16 protein-coding genes are annotated in these 17,165 nt (G+C 71.9%); 8 read left to right on the forward strand and 8 right to left on the reverse strand.

Going from position 1 to position 17,165, the window contains the following annotated elements; genetic code table 11:
* Positions 1-61 precede the first annotated feature (61 nt).
* On the forward strand, positions 62-952 hold the full coding sequence (locus CJ226_RS02220; protein WP_062633436.1) for a BadF/BadG/BcrA/BcrD ATPase family protein: 891 nt from the start codon (positions 62-64) through the stop codon (positions 950-952).
* On the forward strand, positions 942-1,874 hold the full coding sequence (gene murQ, locus CJ226_RS02225) for an N-acetylmuramic acid 6-phosphate etherase (protein ID WP_062633437.1): 933 nt from the start codon (positions 942-944) through the stop codon (positions 1,872-1,874). The genes CJ226_RS02220 and murQ overlap by 11 nt, the downstream gene beginning before the upstream one ends.
* Before the next feature lie 104 nt (positions 1,875-1,978).
* Here the strand turns inward: murQ and CJ226_RS02230 are convergent, their stop codons facing one another.
* Together CJ226_RS02230 and CJ226_RS02235 are read right to left on the reverse strand one after the other, a co-directional pair.
* Entirely contained in the window at positions 1,979-3,967 is a 1,989-nt protein-coding gene (locus CJ226_RS02230; protein ID WP_102208190.1) for a primary-amine oxidase, read from the reverse strand.
* 103 nt (positions 3,968-4,070) lie between these two features.
* Complete coding sequence (locus CJ226_RS02235; protein WP_102208405.1) at positions 4,071-4,655, reverse strand: TetR/AcrR family transcriptional regulator; 585 nt, start codon at positions 4,653-4,655, stop codon at positions 4,071-4,073.
* 66 nt (positions 4,656-4,721) lie between these two features.
* Between CJ226_RS02235 and CJ226_RS02240 the strand changes: the two genes are divergently transcribed.
* Together CJ226_RS02240 and CJ226_RS02245 are read left to right on the forward strand one after the other, a co-directional pair.
* The gene (locus tag CJ226_RS02240; RefSeq protein ID WP_146008187.1) at positions 4,722-5,255 is read left to right on the forward strand and encodes a hypothetical protein; all 534 of its coding nucleotides are present in this window, start codon (positions 4,722-4,724) and stop codon (positions 5,253-5,255) included.
* A gap of 36 nt (positions 5,256-5,291) precedes the next feature.
* Positions 5,292-5,957 (forward strand): SDR family oxidoreductase, encoded by a 666-nt coding sequence (locus tag CJ226_RS02245; protein ID WP_102208192.1) that lies wholly within the window; start codon positions 5,292-5,294, stop codon positions 5,955-5,957.
* Here CJ226_RS02245 and CJ226_RS02250 read toward each other — a convergent pair.
* From CJ226_RS02250 to CJ226_RS02275, 6 genes are all read right to left on the reverse strand, one after another.
* On the reverse strand, positions 5,951-7,171 hold the full coding sequence (locus CJ226_RS02250) for a multidrug effflux MFS transporter (protein ID WP_257996455.1): 1,221 nt from the start codon (positions 7,169-7,171) through the stop codon (positions 5,951-5,953). The genes CJ226_RS02245 and CJ226_RS02250 overlap by 7 nt on opposite strands.
* Positions 7,168-8,151, reverse strand: a complete 984-nt coding sequence (locus tag CJ226_RS02255) for an alpha/beta hydrolase (protein ID WP_102208193.1) — start codon at positions 8,149-8,151, stop codon at positions 7,168-7,170. The genes CJ226_RS02250 and CJ226_RS02255 overlap by 4 nt, the downstream gene beginning before the upstream one ends.
* Positions 8,148-9,119, reverse strand: coding sequence for an alpha/beta hydrolase (locus tag CJ226_RS02260; RefSeq protein WP_102208194.1), 972 nt, complete (start codon positions 9,117-9,119; stop codon positions 8,148-8,150). Before CJ226_RS02260 ends, CJ226_RS02255 begins: the two co-directional genes overlap by 4 nt.
* A 23-nt stretch (positions 9,120-9,142) precedes the next feature.
* Complete coding sequence (locus CJ226_RS02265; RefSeq protein WP_102208195.1) at positions 9,143-10,102, reverse strand: aldo/keto reductase; 960 nt, start codon at positions 10,100-10,102, stop codon at positions 9,143-9,145.
* An 8-nt stretch (positions 10,103-10,110) separates the two neighbouring features.
* Positions 10,111-11,211, reverse strand: a complete 1,101-nt coding sequence (locus CJ226_RS02270) for a zinc-binding dehydrogenase (protein ID WP_102208196.1) — start codon at positions 11,209-11,211, stop codon at positions 10,111-10,113.
* A 95-nt stretch (positions 11,212-11,306) separates the two neighbouring features.
* Positions 11,307-12,041, reverse strand: a complete 735-nt coding sequence (locus CJ226_RS02275) for an SDR family NAD(P)-dependent oxidoreductase (protein WP_102208197.1) — start codon at positions 12,039-12,041, stop codon at positions 11,307-11,309.
* Between the two features lie 100 nt (positions 12,042-12,141).
* Between CJ226_RS02275 and CJ226_RS02280 the strand changes: the two genes are divergently transcribed.
* The 4 genes from CJ226_RS02280 to CJ226_RS02295 form a co-directional block, all read left to right on the forward strand.
* Positions 12,142-13,104 carry an aldo/keto reductase gene (locus tag CJ226_RS02280; RefSeq protein WP_102208198.1) on the forward strand — a complete coding sequence of 321 codons (963 nt, stop codon included), beginning with the start codon at positions 12,142-12,144 and terminating at the stop codon, positions 13,102-13,104.
* Positions 13,105-14,070: 966 nt separating this feature from the next.
* Positions 14,071-15,600, forward strand: a complete 1,530-nt coding sequence (locus CJ226_RS02285; protein WP_257996456.1) for an ABC transporter substrate-binding protein — start codon at positions 14,071-14,073, stop codon at positions 15,598-15,600.
* Positions 15,601-15,673: 73 nt separating this feature from the next.
* The gene (locus tag CJ226_RS02290) at positions 15,674-16,615 is read left to right on the forward strand and encodes an ABC transporter permease (RefSeq protein ID WP_102208200.1); all 942 of its coding nucleotides are present in this window, start codon (positions 15,674-15,676) and stop codon (positions 16,613-16,615) included.
* The coding region (locus tag CJ226_RS02295) for an ABC transporter permease (protein WP_146008197.1) at positions 16,612-17,165 on the forward strand (554 nt) is incomplete at its 3' end. The genes CJ226_RS02290 and CJ226_RS02295, both read left to right, overlap by 4 nt.

The raw sequence follows: 17,165 nt of genomic DNA on the forward strand, positions 1-17,165 counted from the left end.
CAGCGAGTCTACGTGTTGTGTAGTCGCTTTTCTTTCTTTCCGCCGGATCCGAGGAGTGCCGATGAGCGAGACGACCGCCACCGTCGATCTCGGCAAGTCCCGCTGCCGTCTCGTCGTGCACGGCAGGACGGCCGGGGAGCGCTCCGGGCTCGGAGCCCCGGGCCTCGCCGCCGCGGGCGGAGTGGAGGCGGCGCTCACCGCGATTCTCCCGCTGCTCGACGATGTCGGGCGCATCGACACGCTCGGCGTGGGGGCGGCCGGCGCCTGGTTCGCCCCGGAGGCGGCCGCGGAACTCGCCGCCGCGCTCGCCGCACGGACCGGCGCACGCGTGGCCGTGGCGTCGGACGTGGTCACCGCTCACGCGGGCGCTCTCGACGGCGCGGCGGGCGTGCTGCTCATCGCCGGCACCGGAGCCGTGGCGCTGGGCGTCGACCCCTCCGGTGCGCGTCTGGTCGACGGCTGGGGCCCCGAGCTGGGCGACTTCGGCAGCGGATCCTGGCTCGGCCGGGAGGCGTTGCGCGCCGTGCTCCGTGCCCACGACGGGCTGGCCGCGCCCACCGCTCTCACCGCGGCGCTCGCCGCCCCCGTGGGCCCGCCCTCGGCCGTGCAGGCCTGGCTCGCCGCCGACGGAGCCCTCGCCCGCCGCCTCGCGACCCTCGCGCCCCTCGTGCTCGCCGCGGCCGCAGACGACGACGCCGTCGCCAGCGGGATCGTGGACGAGGCCGTCCGGCTCCTCGCGGCGACGACCGCTGCGGCCGCCGGCGCGACAGCGGACGTCGTGCTGCACGGCGGCCTCACCGACCACGACGGCTTCCGCGCCGCCCTGACCCGCGCCCTGGAGACGAGCGGCCACCGCGTCGTCCCCGCGCGAGGCGGCGCCATGGACGGGGCCCTGCTGCTGACCCGTCGCCTCGACCTCCCCCATGAAAGGTTCGTGCACCGTGCCGAATGACTCCCGTCTGACCACCCTCCTCGCCGAGCTCGCGGGCCTCGACACCGAGGCCTCCACCACCGAGCGCGGCGACCTCGACCTGCTCAGCACGACCGAGCTCGTCGAGCGCATGAACGCCGAGGACCGGCGCGTGCCCGAGGCCGTGGCCGGTCGCACGGCGGAGATCGCGGCGGCGGTGGACGGCATCACGGAGCGGTTCCGACGCGGCGGTCGCCTCATCTACATCGGCGCGGGCACGGCCGGACGCATCGGCGTGCTGGACGCGAGCGAGTGCCCGCCCACCTTCGGCACCGACCCGTCGATGGTCGTGGGGCTCATCGCGGGCGGGGAGACGGCCATCCGCTCGGCGGTGGAGAACGCGGAGGACGACGACGAGGCCGCGGCCGTGGCTCTGCGCGACCTGGACCTCACCGACCTGGACACGGTGGTGGGGATCTCGGCATCCGGCCGCACGCCCTACGTCATCGGCGGGCTGCGGTACGCGCGGGGCCTCGGCGCGCTCACGGTGGCGATCGCCTCGAACGCCGGGTCGGCGATCGGCGCGGAGGCCGAGATCGCGATCGAAGTCGTCACGGGGCCGGAGTTCATCTCGGGCTCCACGCGGCTGAAGTCCGGCACGGCGCAGAAGCTCGTCGTGAACATGCTGACGACGCTCTCGATGATCAAGCTCGGCAAGACGTACCGCGGGGTCATGGTCGACCTGCTCGCGACGAACGAGAAGCTGCACGCCCGCTCGATCCGCACGGTGTCGCAGCTCGCGGGCGTGGACGTCGACGCCGCGTCCTCCGCGTTGGAGGCCGCGGACGGCTCGGTCAAGCTCGCGCTGCTCCTGCTCGCGACCGGCGCCTCCGCCGAGACCGCCGCGGCCGCGCTGGCGGACGCCGACGGCATCCTTCGCGACGCAATCGCCGCCCTCACCTGAGTCGATCGTCGCCCTCCCCGCGGTGCGGGATGCGAAAAGCTCCTGCCCGGAGCGATCGGGGCACCTTTTCGCACCCGCGACGGCGCGGCACCGCCGGACGGTCGCTAGTGGCCGCAGGCGCAGGAGTCGCCGCCGCCGCAGCAGGAGGTCGCCGTCGCACCGCCGTGCGCCTGGGAGGACTCCGGCACGTCCATGGCCGGGTTCTGGTCGAGGAAGCCGTAGGGCTTGAACCAGAATCCCGCGTAGTCCACGGGCATGATCGGCCAGTCCTCCGGGCGGGGGAAGTGCGTGAGCCCGAAGGTGTGCCACAGCACCATGTCCTCGCCGTCGATCCGGCGGTCGTCGGCGGTGTACTCCGGGAGGCCCGCGCCGCCCTGGTGCGCGTTGGGATAGCGCCCGGCGGGCCAGATCTGGCCGCGCTCGTACCGGGTCGCCCAGAGGTGCTTCGTGGCGAAGGCCGCGCGCGCCGCGACGGACGACCCGGGGTCGGCCATCAGCAGAGCGGTCGGCTCCGGCACGAGGTGATAGGCGGTCGGGCGGCCGACGTGGTTCGTCCGCGAGGCGCTCTGCACCTCCCACACCCGGGCGACGGAGGAGTCCGCCTCGCGCTGGGCGGCGTGCTCGGTCTCCAGCACCGTCTCCGACCAGGTGAACGCGTTGCCGAACGGGTTGTCCGGCCCCATCGGCACTCGCTGCGCGTCCACCTCGACGAGGCGGTTGTCCTGGCCGTCGATCGCCACGTCGAGGCGCGCGCAGAACAGGTGCTGGTGGACCGGGGCGAAGACGCCGGGGGCGAGTTCGGTCGCGTGCTTCTGGCGGACCCCCGGCTCTCCGGCACCGGCGAACACGATGCCCGTGGCCTTGGCGACGACCTCGATCGAGCCGTCCAGTCCGAAGTTCCAGTAGAAGCCGTAGTCGTAGTTGCCGATGGTGGAGAAGTACGAGACGACGAAGCGCCGTGAGCGCCGCACGTCGGAGCGTCCGGAGAGGTCGGTGTGCTTCCAGAGGATGCCGAAGTCCTCCTCGTGCATGCAGATCACGTTCGGGATGCGCACCGGGTGGCCGTGGTCGTCGGCGACGTAGCCGTCGAGGTACCGGATCACGCCGAGGCAGTCGCAGCCGAGCTCCAGGTGGTTGGCGTTCTTGCCGAGGAGGTACTCGCCCGCGTCGAAGTAGCTGATCCAGAAGCGCCCGGGAGCGGTGTCGCCGTAGGGCACGACCATCTCCGGCACGCTCGCCCGGTGCAGCACGGAGCGCCCCTGGAACGACACGTCATGCAGGACGAGACCCTCGCGGGCGTTGAAGCCCACGCGCATCGACCAGCCCTCCCACTCGACGAGCGAGCCGGACACGCCGAAGCTCGGCCCCTCCGGCTGGGTGATCTCGATGGGCTTCAGTGTCGTCCGCGCCGCGCCCTGCACCTCCGGGTAGTAGTTGCCGTGTCCGGCCGGGACCGGCACGTCGCCCTCGTCCTCGACGCGGATCACGCTGTCCGTGGTGAGGTCGATGTGCACGATCAGCCCCTCGACGGGGTGCGCCCACGGCGAATCCTGCTCGTCGTATCGGAGGAAGGTGAGGGACCGGATCACGCGGCGGCCCACCTCGTCGGCCCGGCCCGTGTAGCCCGGGGCCAGGGGAGAGCAGAAGGCGAGGGCCATGTGGTCCGTCAGGCCGCGGCGGCGCATGGCTGCCTGCCATTCCGGCGAGGCCTTGGCGATGGCCTCGGCCCGCTCGTACTCCTCGAACAGGTACTGCGGCTGGCCGTAGGGCGGGGCGTCGTTGGGCACCCGGTCCTGGCGCACGATCTCGCCGCGGGTGGTCGAGACGATCACCTCGGTCGCGACGCCGGTGGCGGTGTCGAGCAGCGTCACGTCCACCCGGCGGTCGATGGGGGCGCCGGGGCGCCAGGCCGCGAGCTCCTCCTTCGTGGCTTCGTCGGGGAGCAGCATGGGCACGCGGGTGGTCGCCGTCAGCAGGCCGGCCGCGTCGAGCACCGCGCGGGCGGCGGCGATCTCGGCGCCGGTGAGCGGATCGAGCGGATGCGGAGCGGCGATGGGCTCGAGGGAGACGGGCTGGGGGGCGTGCGGGGACATCGTTGACCTCACTATTTTCGAGCGAACGCTCAAGAAACGGGTTGGCACGATGATACGACGGCGTGCACGGGCGCACAACCGTGGCGTGTGGGCGATGTCGAGGTCAGCGTCGCCAGGGGGCGAGGATGCTGTCGAGAACCGCGAAGTGCGCCGCCGGCGTCTGCGGCTCCGTGACCTCGACGACCTGCTGGCCGTATGTGATCGAGCGCAGGAGGGCAAGGAGGTCGCCGGTGGGGGTGTCGGGGCGCAGCTCGCCGTCGGCCGCCGCCTCGTCCAGGGCCTCACGGATGCTGTCCTGCCACGTCGCGAGGGTCGGGGCTCCGGCGTCGGGGGCCGGGGCGAGAGTGGCCAGGCGTCCCCAGAAGCCGACGACCACGTGCGCCTCGGTGCGGGTGCGCTCGTCGACGGGGAGCACCTCGCCCATCAGGGCCCGCAGGCGGGCGAGGCCGCGCAGTCCGTGCGTCGCGGCGGCGATGCGCTCGTCGGTGCGACGGGTCACCTCGGCCGCCGCGGCGCGGACGACGTCGTCGAAGCCGTCGAAGTAGTGCCACAGGGAGCCGGTCGCGACGCCGAGCTCCTTCGCGACCGCCCGCGAGGACACGCTCTCATGACCGTCCCTGGCGGCGACGACGAGCAGCGCGTCGGCGATCTGACGGCGACGCTCATCATGGTCGACGATGCGGGGCACGTGCTCATTGTGTCGCATCGCGACGGGGTCTCGCTTTTTTGAGCGCTCGATCAATATACTTCGGCTGTGGACCTTCTGCTCCCGGCAGCATCGTGGCTGATGGCGGCGGCGGCGCTCGTGTCAGCCGGCGCGTGCCTCGCCGCGCGGCGCGCTGTGCCGTGGCAGGGACGCCAGGCGGCAGTGGTGATGGCCGTGGGGATGCTGCTGATGGCCGCGGGGGTCCTCGACGCGCTGGGCGGGATCATCTGGGGCGCGTTGCTGCTGCTCTCGGCCATGCTCGGGACGATGGGCGTGCGCGGGATGCCGTCGGCTTCCGCGTGCTGCCACCGGGCGCTCGGCTCGCTCGTGATGGCGGCGTGCATGTTCGATTCGGCCTCGACCTCCGGAGCGGGTACCGGGGTCGAGAGCGGTCACGGCGCCCATGGCTTCGACGGTGTGCTCTCGGCGTTCGTGCTGGTGGGTGCTCTCGGGGTCGTCGGGTGGGCGGTCGTGGCGCCGTGGCGCCGTCCGGAGCTGCACCGCGGGGGAGCGGTGCGGTCGCTGACGGTCGAGTCCTGGGCGATGGCCGGCGGTGTCGTCGTGATGTGCGCCGGGATGTGATCGTGGAGCGTGAGGGAGGTCCGCTACCGTGAACGCATGCCCATCGCCCTGATCACCGGTGCCGCCCGCGCGAACAGCATCGCCGCTGGTATCGTCCCGCGCCTGCGCGCTGCGGGGTGGACGGTCGTCACCAGCGATCTGCGCGACGCCGACCACCCGGCGGACCTGTCGACGCCGGACGGCCCCGCAACCCTCGTGGCGGAGGTGACTGCACAGCACGGTCCGATCTCGGCACTGATCCTCAGCCACGCGCACGATGTCGAGTCCGGAATCCTCGACACCACGGCGGAGAGCTTCGACCTGCACGTCGCCGTGAACGCGCGGGCGAGCCTGCTCCTGATCGCAGCGTTCGCACGCCAGGTCGGCGAGGACGGCGGCGCGATCGTGGCGCTCACGAGCGATCACGTCACCGGCAACCTCCCGTACGGCGCTTCCAAGGGCGCGCTCGATCGGCTCGTCATCTCCGCCGCCCGCGAACTGGGTCCGCGCGGCATCTCCGCGAACGTACTGAACCCCGGCCCGATCGACACCGGCTGGATGGACGACGAGACCCGCACCTCCCTGGGCGAGATGACGCCGCTGGGCAGGCTCGGGCGACCCGCCGACATCGCCGCCGTCGTCGAGTTCCTCGTCTCTGACGAGGGGCGATGGATCTCCGGTCAGCTCCTTCAGGCGGACGGCGCCTTCTCGGCCCGCTACTGACCGCGGGCTGCGGGCCGGACGAAGGCCCAGGCGGCGAACGCCGCTGCCGCAGCCGCGACCGTCATCGTCACGGCCATCGTGAGGGCCGTGGTCCCGCCGAGACCGGCGGCCACGGGGGCGAGCACGGGGCCGAACAGGAATGTCGCCATCCCGAGAAGGGCCGAAGCGGTGCCGGCACGGACTCCGTGATGGGCGAGCGCCAGCGTCTGGCCATTGGGCCCGCCGATGCCGGAGCACAGCATGAATCCGACCAGCGCGATCACGACACCCCTCATGCCGACGCCCAGAAGCGCGAGCACGAGGAAAGCCGTCGTCACCAGGAGCGTCGCGGTGATCCCGCCCAGGTAGACGCGGAGGGGCCCCCAACGCCGCACCACGAGTCGGCTCAGCTGGCTGCCCGCGATACTCGCCAGGGCGCCGGCCGCGAAGGCGACGCTGAACTCCTGCGGGCTGAGACCGAACTCGTCCTGCAGCACGAACGACGACATCGACAGGTAGGTGAAGAACGCGACACCGCCTCCGGCGGCGGCGCACAGCACGGCGACGAAGAGCCGGTCGCGGACGACCGCGCCGGCGTGCGCGCCCCAGACCCGGAGGCCCCCGCGGTGACGGGCGGATGGCGACAGGGTCTCCGGCAGGGCGAACACCACCACGAGCAGCAACAGCACGCCGACCGCGGACAGCACCCCGAAGATCCCGCGCCAGTCCATGATGCGGGCGAGCTGGCCGCCCACCACCGGCGCGATGATCGGCGCGGTGCCCGAGACGAGGAACAGCAGCGAGAGCATGCGGGAGAGCTCGACCCCCTCGAACTGGTCGCGGGCGATCGCCAGGCAGATCACGATGCCCGCCGATCCCGCCAGCCCCTGCAGGAAGCGCGCGACGAGCAGCAGCTCGATGGTCGGAGCGACGGCGCACACCGCGGAGAGCACCGCGAACGCCGCGACGCCGACCAGCAGTGGCAGGCGTCTGCCCAGCCGGTCGCTGAGAGGACCGGCGACGAGCTGCCCCAGACCGAGACCGATCATGCACGCCGACATCGTCACCTGCGCCAGGGCCTCGGTCGTGCCGAGCGAGGCCGCGAGCTGGGGGAGCTGCGGCAGGTAGAGGTCCATCGACAGTGGACCGAAGGCTTCCAGCATGCCGAGCACCAGCATCGCCCGCAGAGTGCCCATGCGGGGCCGCGGGGCGTCAGCGGCGAACGGAAGAGTCATCCCTCGAGGCGCAGCACGCGGCGCAGCCAGCTCTCCCGCGCGGCCACGGCGGCCCGGGAGACCTCGGCATCGGGGGAGAACCCCGAGAAACCGTGGTAGCCGCCGGCCCAGACATGCAGCTCGGCCTGCCCGCCCGTGGCCCAGATCCGCAGCGCGTAGTCGACGGCCTCGTCGCGGAAGGTCTCCGCGGCGCCCACCTCGATGAACGCCGGAGCGAGTCCCGACAGATCCGTGGCCCGGGCCGGTGCCGTGTACGGCGACACGCGGTCGGTGAACCGGTCGGCCCCGGCGATCGCGTCCCACGCGGTGTCGTTGTTGTTGCGGTCCCAGGCGCCGAAGCCGTCGTACTGGCGGCTCGACGGGGTCTCGTTGCGGTCGTCGAGCATCGGGCAGCCGAGGAGCTGCCCGGCCAGCCGGGGCCCGCCGCGGTCACGGGAGAGCAGCGCGACCGCCGCCGAGAGCCCGCCGCCGGCGCTCTGCCCGGAGGCGATGATGCGGGAGGTGTCGATGCCGAGCTCGTCGGCGTGGACGACCATCCACTCCAGCGCCGCGTAGCAGTCCTCCGCCTGTGCCGGTCCCGGGTGCTCGGGGGCGAGGCGGTACTCGACCGCGACGCCGACGACGCCGTGCCGTTCGGCGAGGTCGATGAGCTCGGCGGTCCCGAAGAAGCGCGTGCCGAGCACCATGCCGCCGCCGTGGATCGACAGCACTGCCGGTGCCGGGTCCGTGGGCGCCTGCGCCGGGCGCACGACGGTGATCTCGAGGTTTGGAGCCCCGGCGGGGCCGGGGATGACCCGGTCCTCCCAGGTCACGGCGCGACCGTCCGCCTGCACGGCCATCGGCGGGATGATCGTGGCGAAGTGGTCGCGGTTGGCGTGGATCGTGTCCGCGCGCAGCGGGATGACCTCGACGAGGTCGACGAAGGCGTCGAGTCCGGCGACGAGCTCCGGGTCGTAGGGCACCGGCTCCGGCGTGCTCATGCGGCGGCCCGCCAGATCCGTCGCAGCCAGGAGGCACGGGCGGCGAGGGCGGCGCGGGTGATCTCGGCCTCCGGCATGTACATGTCGAAGCCGTGGGCGCCGCCGCCCCAGACGTGCAGCTCGGCCTGTCCGCCGGTCTCCCAGATCCGGAGGGCGTACGCGGTGTCCTCGTCGCGGAACATCTCCGCCTCGCCGACCTCGATGTACGCGGGCGGGAGCCCGGAGACGTCCGTCGCGCGGCTCGGCGCGGCGTAGGCCGGGGCCTCGGTGCTGAACGCGAGCTCCTCGCCGAGGACGCATGACCAGGCGAGGAGGTTCATGTCGCGCTGCCAGGTGCCGATGCCGTCATACTGCCGACTGGCGACCGTGGTGTTGGTGTTGTCGATCATGGGGCACAGCAGCAGCTGCCCGGCCATGACAGGGCCCCGTCGATCGCGCGCCAGCAGGGCGACGGCCGCAGTGAGACCGCCGCCCGCGCTGCCTCCGCCCACGACGATGCGCGCGGGGTCGATGCCGAGCTCCGCGGCGTGGGCGTGCGTCCACACGAAGGCCGCGTAGCAGTCCTCCACGCCCGCGGGGTACGGGTCCTCCGGTGCGAGGCGGTACTCGACGTTCACGGCCACGACGCCATGCTCCGCGACGATGTCGACGACCCGCGCCGTCTCCCACGAGCGGTGGCCGACGATCATGCCGCCGCCGTGGATGTTCACGAAGCCCGGGAGCGTCGAGGTCTCGGACCCCGCGGGGCGGAAGATCGTGACCTCGATGTCCGGTGCTCCGGGCGGGCCGGGGATGACGCGGTCCTCCCACGTGATGTCCCGGCCGGCGATCACGGTGTCGTTGTCCGGGAACATCCGGTCGACGCCGTCGCGCGGCAGGGTCTCGCGGGTGAGCGCGGGCTGCGGGTTCTTCGCGATCTCGTCGAGCACGGCCTGCACGTCGGGATCGAAGGGGACGGGGATGGTCATGGTTCTCCTCGGGTGGGACGGCGTCAGGGGCCTTCGGGGTCGACGACCCCGCGGTCGGCCCAGAAGGGCTCGACGAGACGGCGCAGCTCGGCGGCGCCGATGCGGTCGACGAGGGCGGCCGCGTCGAGGTTCGCCCGCAGCTGCGCGAGGCGGGAGGCGCCGAACAGGGTGGTCGTCAGGGCGGGGTGGGTGAGGGTGAAGGCGATGCCGAGCTGGGCCGGGGTCACGCCCAGGTCCTCCGCGACCGCGGTGAACGCGGGGACGTCGGCGATGATCCGTTCGCGGATGCCGCCGGGGTCGCGCCCGATCTGCCGGCCGCCGTTCACCGTCCCGGCGAGGATCCCGCCCTCCAGGCAGTCCGAGGCCTGCAGCGTGAGGCCCTGCTCCCAGAGGCGCGCGAACGGCTCGCCGTCCGGGATCGACCGGCGCGAGACGCTGTACTTGAGCTGCGCGATCTGCGGACCGGGCACGCCTTCCGCGGCGGCGAGGTCGATCAGGGTCTGGATGCTCCCCGCCGACCAGTTGTTCACGCCCCACGCGCGGATGAGGCCGGCGTCGGTGAGGGCGGCGAGGTCGAGCACGAGGTCGCGAAGCTCGAGGTCGTCGCGGCGCAGGTCGCCGAGGATCACGAGGTCGGCGTGCTCGGTGCCCACCCGCATCAGGGCGTTCTCGAGCTGCGGGCGGAAGCCGTCGGCGCCGAAGGCCTCCAGCCAGAGCTTCGACGACAGCAGCCACTCCTCCCGGCGCAGCCCCGCCGCGCGCACCATCGCCGAGAAGATCACGTCGGTGAAGACGGGCGGGGCGCCGGGTGCGGAGTACACGCCCACATCGAAGAGGTTCACGCCACGGTCGGTGGCCTCGCGCAGGAGTGCGACCGCGTCGGCGAAGTCCATGCGGTCGTAGGTGTGCCACGAGCCCAGGGAGAACAGGGAGGCATGCAGGCCGCTGCGGCCGATCTCGCGAAGGGGGAGGGGAATGGTCATGATGCTCCTCAGAGGCTCGGGTCGATGACGGCCTTGACCTCATCGAGGTGGTGCATGTGGGCGATCTTGGCGGAGGCGTCGGCGAGTCCGACCGGGGCGCTGAACAGGTCGTCCCACGGGAAGCGGTCGGCGAAGGCCGTGAAGAAGTCGATCGCGCGGGCGTAGTCGGAGATGTCGCCGTTGAGCGAGCCGACCACCGTGAGCTCCTTGCCCATGATCGTGCTCAGGGCGAAGCCGTCTCCCGCGGGACCGGTGGAGCCGACGATCGCGACGGTGCCGCGCTGGGCGGCCATGCCGACCGCGTCCGGTCCGACGCTCGGGGCTCCCGCGAAGTCGAACACGTGGTCCGCCCCCTGGCCTCCGGTCAGCGCCAGGACCTGGTCGACGACGGGCCCGTCGCGGAAGTCGACGACGGCGTCGGCGCCGAAGCGGGTGGCGAGCTCCAGACGGGCCGCGGGAGCGCCGACGGTGATGACCTGCCCGGCACCCGCGATCTTCGCGACGGCCGTGGCGAAGATGCCGAGGGCGCCGGAGCCCTGCACCACCACGCGGGAGCCGGGGCGGATGCGGCCGGCCCGCTCGAACGCGCGGAGGACGGTCTTCGCGGCGCAGCCCGCCATGGAGGCCCAGGTGTCCTTCACCGCCGCCGGGAGCAGGAGCTTGGCGGCACCCGGGGTCACGTACGCGTACTCGGAGAGCCCGGCCGTCGCGAACGGCGGCACGTCGGCGCGCTGGAGGAAGCCGTAGCCGCGGCGGGAGCAGGCGACCGGCTCGCGGAGCACGACGCACCCGTGGCATGCGCCGCAGGTGGACTCCGACCAGCCGATCCGGTCGCCGGGGGACAGCGGGCGGCCGAGCGCGTCGCGGGTGTCGGGTCCGGTGGCCACGATCTCGCCGACCATCTCGTGGCCGAGGACCATGGGGAGCATGCCGGGGAACGACATCTTCCCCTCCCAGATCTCGATGTCCGTGCCGCACAGCGTGGTGCAGGCGATGTGGACGAGGGCGGCGCCGGGTTCGATCTCGGCGGGCAGCGGGAGGTCCTGCAGCGTGAGCGGCTCGCCGTGCGCGGTGAGCACCGCGGCGCGGGTGGTGGTGGGGAGGGTCATGGTTCTCCAGTCGCGGGGCGGGTGGCGGGATCGAAGACGGTCCTCCGCGGTGCCCGGGAGGGGCGGAATCGATCCCGCACGGAGGGAGACGGGGGTCAGACGAGGAGCTGGCCGCCGTCGACGGGGACCGAGACCCCGGTGATGTGGCTGGCGGCCTCGCTCGCGAGGAACAGCACGAGCGGGGTGACCTGGTCGACCTCGGCGATGGTGCCGAGCGGGATGCGCGACTCCCACGCGGCGCGGGCGTCCGGGTTCGAGGCGAAGTCGGCGGTCAGGGGCGTGAGCACGGGGCCGGGGGCGACGGCGTTGACCCGCACCCCGGAGCCGGCGAGCTCGATGGCCGCCGTCCGGGTGAGCGCGTCGACCGCGGCCTTCGTGGCCTCGTAGTGCCCGAGGCCGGGAGTGGGCTGCCGGGCGCCGATCGAGGAGATGTTGACGATGGCCCCGTGGCCGGCCGCGGCGAGCAGCCCGCCGAAGACCCGCAGCATGAGGAACGTGCCGCGGACGTTGACGCGCAGGGCCGCATCGACCGCGTCGACCGCGACCTCCTGGAGCGTTCCGCCGCCGGCGACGACGCCGGCGTTGTTGACGAGGACGTTGAGACCGCCGGCCTCGCGGAGCCGTCCGGCCGCCGCCTGCACCGACGCTTCGTCGCCGATGTCGAGGGGGAGGGCGGTGGCTCCGATCTCGGTGGCGACGGCTGCGGCGGCGCCCGCGTCCACGTCGCCGATGAACACATCATCCCCGGCGGCGCGGAAGGCGGTGGCGATGCCGCGGCCGAGCCCGGACGCGCCTCCGGTGACCAGGATGCGACGGGGGGAAGCGGTCATGTTCGTCCTCACTGACGGGTTCTCTGACGGGATGAGTCCGTTATATTCTACAAACATAGAAAAACACAACCCCGTGCCCCGAGACGGCGAAGGAGCCCTCATGCCCGATGCGACATACCCCCGCACACCGCTGTCTCCGGGAGGCGCGACGGTGCCGCCGCTCGCCCTCGGATCGTGGAACACCTGGGATCGCATGGAGTTCGACGACGCCGTGCAGCTCATCCACCGGGCGGTCGAGCTCGACGCTGGATTCTTCGACATCGCGTATTACAACATGGGGCCGCACGCCGAGAACTCCCGGACCGACATCCTCTTCGGAGAGGCCTTCCGGGCGAGCGGGGTGGACCGTGCCGAGGTCGTGCTGTGCGGCAAGCTCTGGCTCTGGGACTGGCCCAACCAGGGCTTCCGCGGGCAGATCGAGGAGTCGCTCGAGCGGGCCGGCCTCGACCGCTTCGACACCCTCGTGGTGGGCGACTACCTCGACGCCCCGGACATGCCGCGGCTCGTCGCCGACGTGAACGCCCTCCTCACGGACGGCCTGGTCGACTCGTGGGGGATCAACAACTGGCGGATCGCGGACACCAGGGCGGCGCTCGCCGAGGCGGAGGTGCAGGGGGCGACCGGCCCCTCGTTCGCGCAGCTCAAGTACGGCATCGCCCGACGGGCCATGGCGGAGGGCGACGCGTACGGCCCGCTGTTCGCCGACGGAACCCTCGCGCTGCAGGCCTCGGACGTGTTCGAGGGTGGAATCCTCGCGACGGGACGGATGCCTCAGCGCAAGATCGGTGCCGATGTCGGGGGTATCCGCGAGCGGATCCTCGCCGTGTACCCCGAGGTCGCGCGGGTCGCGGGGGAGTTCGGGGTGACCCCGGCCGCCCTCGGCATCGCCTTCTGTCTGGCGAACCCCGCGACGGCCACCGTGCTCTTCGGTGCCTCCCGCGTCGCGCAGCTCGAGGAGAACCACGCCGCTCTCGCTCTCGCCCGCGACCACGGAGCCGAGGTCTGCGCCGCCCTCGCCGGCTGCCGCGTCGACCATGCCGTCCGCCCCGACGGCACCTGGTGACCTTTCGCGCCTGCCCCCTCCTCCGCCCCGCCCCCGCCGGCATCCGGGATCACTTCCGCACCTCCCGCGCGCCCCGCGGGCCCGTTCCTGATCCCGCACTCGCTCGCCCCGCGTCCCACTCCGTGCGGGATCAGTTCCGCACCTCGCAGGCGCCCCGCAGGCACGTTTCTGATCCCGCACTCGCTCGCCCCCGCGCCCTACTCCGCGTGCGGGATCGGTTCCGCACCTCGCAGGCGCCCCGCAGGCGCGTTTCTGATCCCGCACGGCGTAACGTTCCGCGCGCCGATTCGATAACGCGCCACGTGAGAAGGGCGTGCGGCCGATCTTGATCCCGCTTCTGGTGGCGGCTGTGTGTCGGCCGCCGGGCGTGCTGCTCGTGCGCGACCGGACCGCTCTCCGGAGCCCCGGATCAGAAGTGCTCCTCGTGTTCGCAGCAGATCGGAAGTGCTCCTCGCCTCCGTGCTGGATCGGAAGTGCCCCCGCGCACGCGCCGGATCAGAAGCGGTCCTGCGGGCCGGGTGAGCGGTGCGTTTTTGATCCCGGCGAGGGGTGCGGCGGCCCTTGGGGGGGCAACGTGGCCCGCTCGCGCCGTCGCTCACCCCGGTACGGGATCAAAGTGGTGCCGAAAAGGTGTCGCCGAGGGGCGTTTCTGATCTGGCTGGAGGGTGGGCGCGGTGGCGGGATCAGAAATGGGCCGCGCGGGGAGGGCAGGGGTGCGTTACTGATCCCAGTACCCGCACCGGCACGGGCGGACGCGGGGCACGGACGCGGGGATGTGCGCGGGGGAGCAAGGTGCGTGCGCGCTGAGGCATCGGTCCGTGCGGCCGGGGTCGGAAACACGCTTGCGCTCTTTTTCCACGCATGTAGACTAACCAGCACGACACATCGAAGTGGCGTCGGTCCCGGTCTCCGGTCAGCGGCTCTTCGACCCTTCTTCACCACCCCCTGCACCCGAGAGAAGGAACCATGAAACGAATGCCCCTCGCGGTCGCCGCCGCCGTCGCCGCGACCCTCGCGCTCGCCGGCTGCAGCGGCGGCGGAACGCCCTCGCCATCCGAGGGCGGTGGCGCCGAAGGCCCTGACGCCCTCAACATCGGCAACTTCCTCGATGTCACGTCGTGGGATCCGTCCCTCGCCGACATCGGCTTCGACGGCCCCTACCTGTCCGCGGTGTACGACGCCCTGATCGCCCTCGACGCCGACGGCACCCCGATCCCGTCGCTCGCGACGAAGTGGACCGTGGCCGACGACGACCTCAGCATCGACCTCGACATCCGCACCGACGCCGTGTTCAGCGACGGCACCCCTGTCGACGCCGACGCCGTCGTCGCGAGCCTCGAGTACCTCAAGGCCGGCGCCCGGTCCGGCGAGGCCTACGTCAACGCGAAGGGCTTCGAGAAGGTCGACGACGACACCGTCCGCATCGCCCTCACGCAGCGCGACGACACGATCCTCTACCTGATGGGCCTCGGCCGCAGCTACGTCATGTCCCCGGCGTCCATCGAGGCGGGCACGCTCGGCAGCGACCCGATCGGCTCCGGCCCCTATGTGCTCGACAGCGACACCAGCGTCGCGGGTGCCGAGTACCACTTCACCAAGACCGAGGACCACTGGGACGCGGAGACGTACCCGTTCGCCGAGCTCGCGATCTACCCGATCACCGATGCGACCGCCCGTCACAACGCGATGCTCAGCGGCCAGATCAACGTGCAGTACGGCGACGTGGCCAACCTCGACCAGGCCGAGCAGCAGGGCTGGAACACCGCCCAGCGGGTCTCCGGGTGGGCGGGCCTCGTCATCACCGACCACACCGGCGCGAAGAGCGAGCCCCTCGGCAAGCTCGAGGTGCGCCAGGCGCTGAACTACGCGTTCGACGGTGCGGCCGTCCTCGCGGCGGTCGGCAGCGGTGCGGGCGTGGCCACCAACCAGGTGTTCCCGGACGGCGGCGACATCAACGACCCCGAGCTCAACGACGCCTACGCGTTCAACATGGACAAGGCGAAGGAGCTCCTGGCCGACGCCGGCTACCCGGACGGCTTCGACATCTCGATGCCGATGTCCCCGATCTTCGAGATGTGGAAGCCGTCGGCCGAGCAGGCCCTCAACGAGCTCGGCATCACCGTCACCTGGGACAACATGCAGATGCCGGACTACCAGCTCAACGCCCCGAACTACCCGATGTTCATCTCCTTCCTCGCGATGGACGGCAACGACGTGGCCACCGTCTCCCGGCAGCTGACGAGCGTGCAGTGGTTCAACCCGGAGCCCGACTACGCCAAGAACGAGGTCATCGCCCCGCTCGTCGAGAAGGTGCAGACGGAGCGCGGCGACGCGCAGACCGCCGCTATCAAGGAGCTCAACGAGGCCCTCGTCGACCAGGCCTGGTGGTCGGTCTGGTACCAGGCGAACAACATCTACTACACGGCGCCCGGCATCCAGCTGCAGCCCGTCGTGGGGATGATGTTCCCGACGCTGCGGTACATCACGCAGGGCTGAACGCCCGCCGGGGCGGTCGCCACGCGGCCGCCCCGGCATCCCTTCCCCTCCTCCTCACCCTCGAGAGGCCCCCATGCTCCTCTTCACGGCGAAGCGGGTGCTGTCCGGCATCCTCCTGCTCGTCGCGGTCTCGATCGGCACGTTCTTCCTCGCCCACCTCGCGATCAGCGATCCGACCACCTCGCTCCTCGGGACCACGGCGAGTCCTGCGCAGCAGGAGGCGCTGGCGGCGAAGATCGGTCTCGACCGCCCCCTGATCGTGCAGTTCTGGGACTGGTTCTCCCACGCCGTGCTGCTCGACTTCGGCGTCTCGTGGCGCAACTTCCAGCCGGTCGGCGCGCAGCTCGCGGTCAAGGTCCCCGTCACGCTCTCCGTCGTGACCCTCGCGACCCTCATCACCGCGGTCATCGGCGTCGCCTTCGGCATGATCACCGGACTCCGCCCCGGCACCTGGTTCGACCGGATCATCAAGGGGATCTCCGTCGTCCTCTTCGCGCTCCCCGGGTTCTGGGTGAGCCTGGTCCTGGTGATGTGGCTGGCTGTGCAGCTCCAGTGGTTCCCCGCCGTCGGCTACGTCCCGCCGACCCAGTCCGTCGAAGGGTGGCTGCGCTCGATCACGCTGCCGGCGATCTCCCTCGCCCTGGGCGGCATCGTCGCCGTGTCTGAGCAGCTGCGGAACGCCGTGATCGCCCAGAGCCGCCAGGACTGGGTGCGCACCCTCCGTAGCCGCGGCCTGTCCGCCGCGCGGGTGAACCTGCACATCCTCCGCAACGCCTCGCCCGCCGCGCTCACGGTGATCGCCCTGATGTTCGTGGGGCTGCTCTCCGGCGCCATCGTGGTGGAGCAGATCTTCAGCCTCCCCGGTCTGGGGCAGCTCACGAACCAGTCGTCGCAGAACGGCGACATCCCCATGCTGCTCGGGATCACGGTGGTCTCCATCGTCTTCGTCGTCCTCATCAACCTCCTGCTCGACCTCGTGCTCGGCTGGATCAACCCGAAGGTGCGCGTCGCATGACCACGACAGACATCCGCGTCGCCTTCGACCGGGCCGCCCAGAAGCGCCGGTCGAGCCTGTTCCGACGCTTCCTCCGTCACCCCGGCGGCTCCATCCCGCTCGCGATCTTCGTGCTCATCGTGCTCGTCGGGGTGTTCGCGCCACTGCTGGCGCCGATGGACCCGAACCTCGTCGACCTCGCAGCCGCGAAGGCCCCGCCCTCCCCGGAGCACCTCCTCGGCGGCGACTCCACCGGCCGCGACATCCTCAGCCGCCTCATCTACGGGACGAGGACGACGCTGTGGGGTGCGCTCATCACGATCGTCACGGCGCTCGTCATCGGGGTTCCGTCGGGTGTCGCGGCCGGGTACTTCGGCGGCGCCTTCGACCGGGTCGCGACCTGGATCAGCGACGCCCTCCAGTCGATCCCTGGGATGATCATCCTGCTCGTGGTCGCCGCCGGCAGCCGCAACAACTTCGAGCTGCTGATGGCCACCGTCGGCGTCTTCATGGTGCCGGGCTACTTCCGCATCGCGCGGTCGCAGACGCTCGCCGTCCGCGGCGAGGCGTA

Origin of the sequence: Microbacterium sp. UMB0228, assembly GCF_002871415.1 — a bacterium.
In the GTDB taxonomy this organism is placed as follows: Bacteria; Actinomycetota; Actinomycetes; order Actinomycetales; family Microbacteriaceae; genus Microbacterium.

Excerpts from the sequence above, each read along its gene's own strand:
- CJ226_RS02220 (WP_062633436.1), top strand. The coding sequence starts at position 62 with ATGAGCGAGACGACCGCCACCGTCGATCTCGGCAAGTCCCGCTGCCGT.
- CJ226_RS02230 (WP_102208190.1), bottom strand. The coding sequence starts at position 3,967 with ATGTCCCCGCACGCCCCCCAGCCCGTCTCCCTCGAGCCCATCGCCGCT.
- CJ226_RS02245 (WP_102208192.1), top strand. The coding sequence starts at position 5,292 with ATGCCCATCGCCCTGATCACCGGTGCCGCCCGCGCGAACAGCATCGCC.
- CJ226_RS02250 (WP_257996455.1), bottom strand. The coding sequence starts at position 7,171 with ATGACTCTTCCGTTCGCCGCTGACGCCCCGCGGCCCCGCATGGGCACT.
- CJ226_RS02255 (WP_102208193.1), bottom strand. The coding sequence starts at position 8,151 with ATGAGCACGCCGGAGCCGGTGCCCTACGACCCGGAGCTCGTCGCCGGA.
- CJ226_RS02260 (WP_102208194.1), bottom strand. The coding sequence starts at position 9,119 with ATGACCATCCCCGTCCCCTTCGATCCCGACGTGCAGGCCGTGCTCGAC.
- CJ226_RS02265 (WP_102208195.1), bottom strand. The coding sequence starts at position 10,102 with ATGACCATTCCCCTCCCCCTTCGCGAGATCGGCCGCAGCGGCCTGCAT.
- CJ226_RS02270 (WP_102208196.1), bottom strand. The coding sequence starts at position 11,211 with ATGACCCTCCCCACCACCACCCGCGCCGCGGTGCTCACCGCGCACGGC.
- CJ226_RS02275 (WP_102208197.1), bottom strand. The coding sequence starts at position 12,041 with ATGACCGCTTCCCCCCGTCGCATCCTGGTCACCGGAGGCGCGTCCGGG.
- CJ226_RS02280 (WP_102208198.1), top strand. The coding sequence starts at position 12,142 with ATGCCCGATGCGACATACCCCCGCACACCGCTGTCTCCGGGAGGCGCG.
- CJ226_RS02285 (WP_257996456.1), top strand. The coding sequence starts at position 14,071 with ATGAAACGAATGCCCCTCGCGGTCGCCGCCGCCGTCGCCGCGACCCTC.
- CJ226_RS02290 (WP_102208200.1), top strand. The coding sequence starts at position 15,674 with ATGCTCCTCTTCACGGCGAAGCGGGTGCTGTCCGGCATCCTCCTGCTC.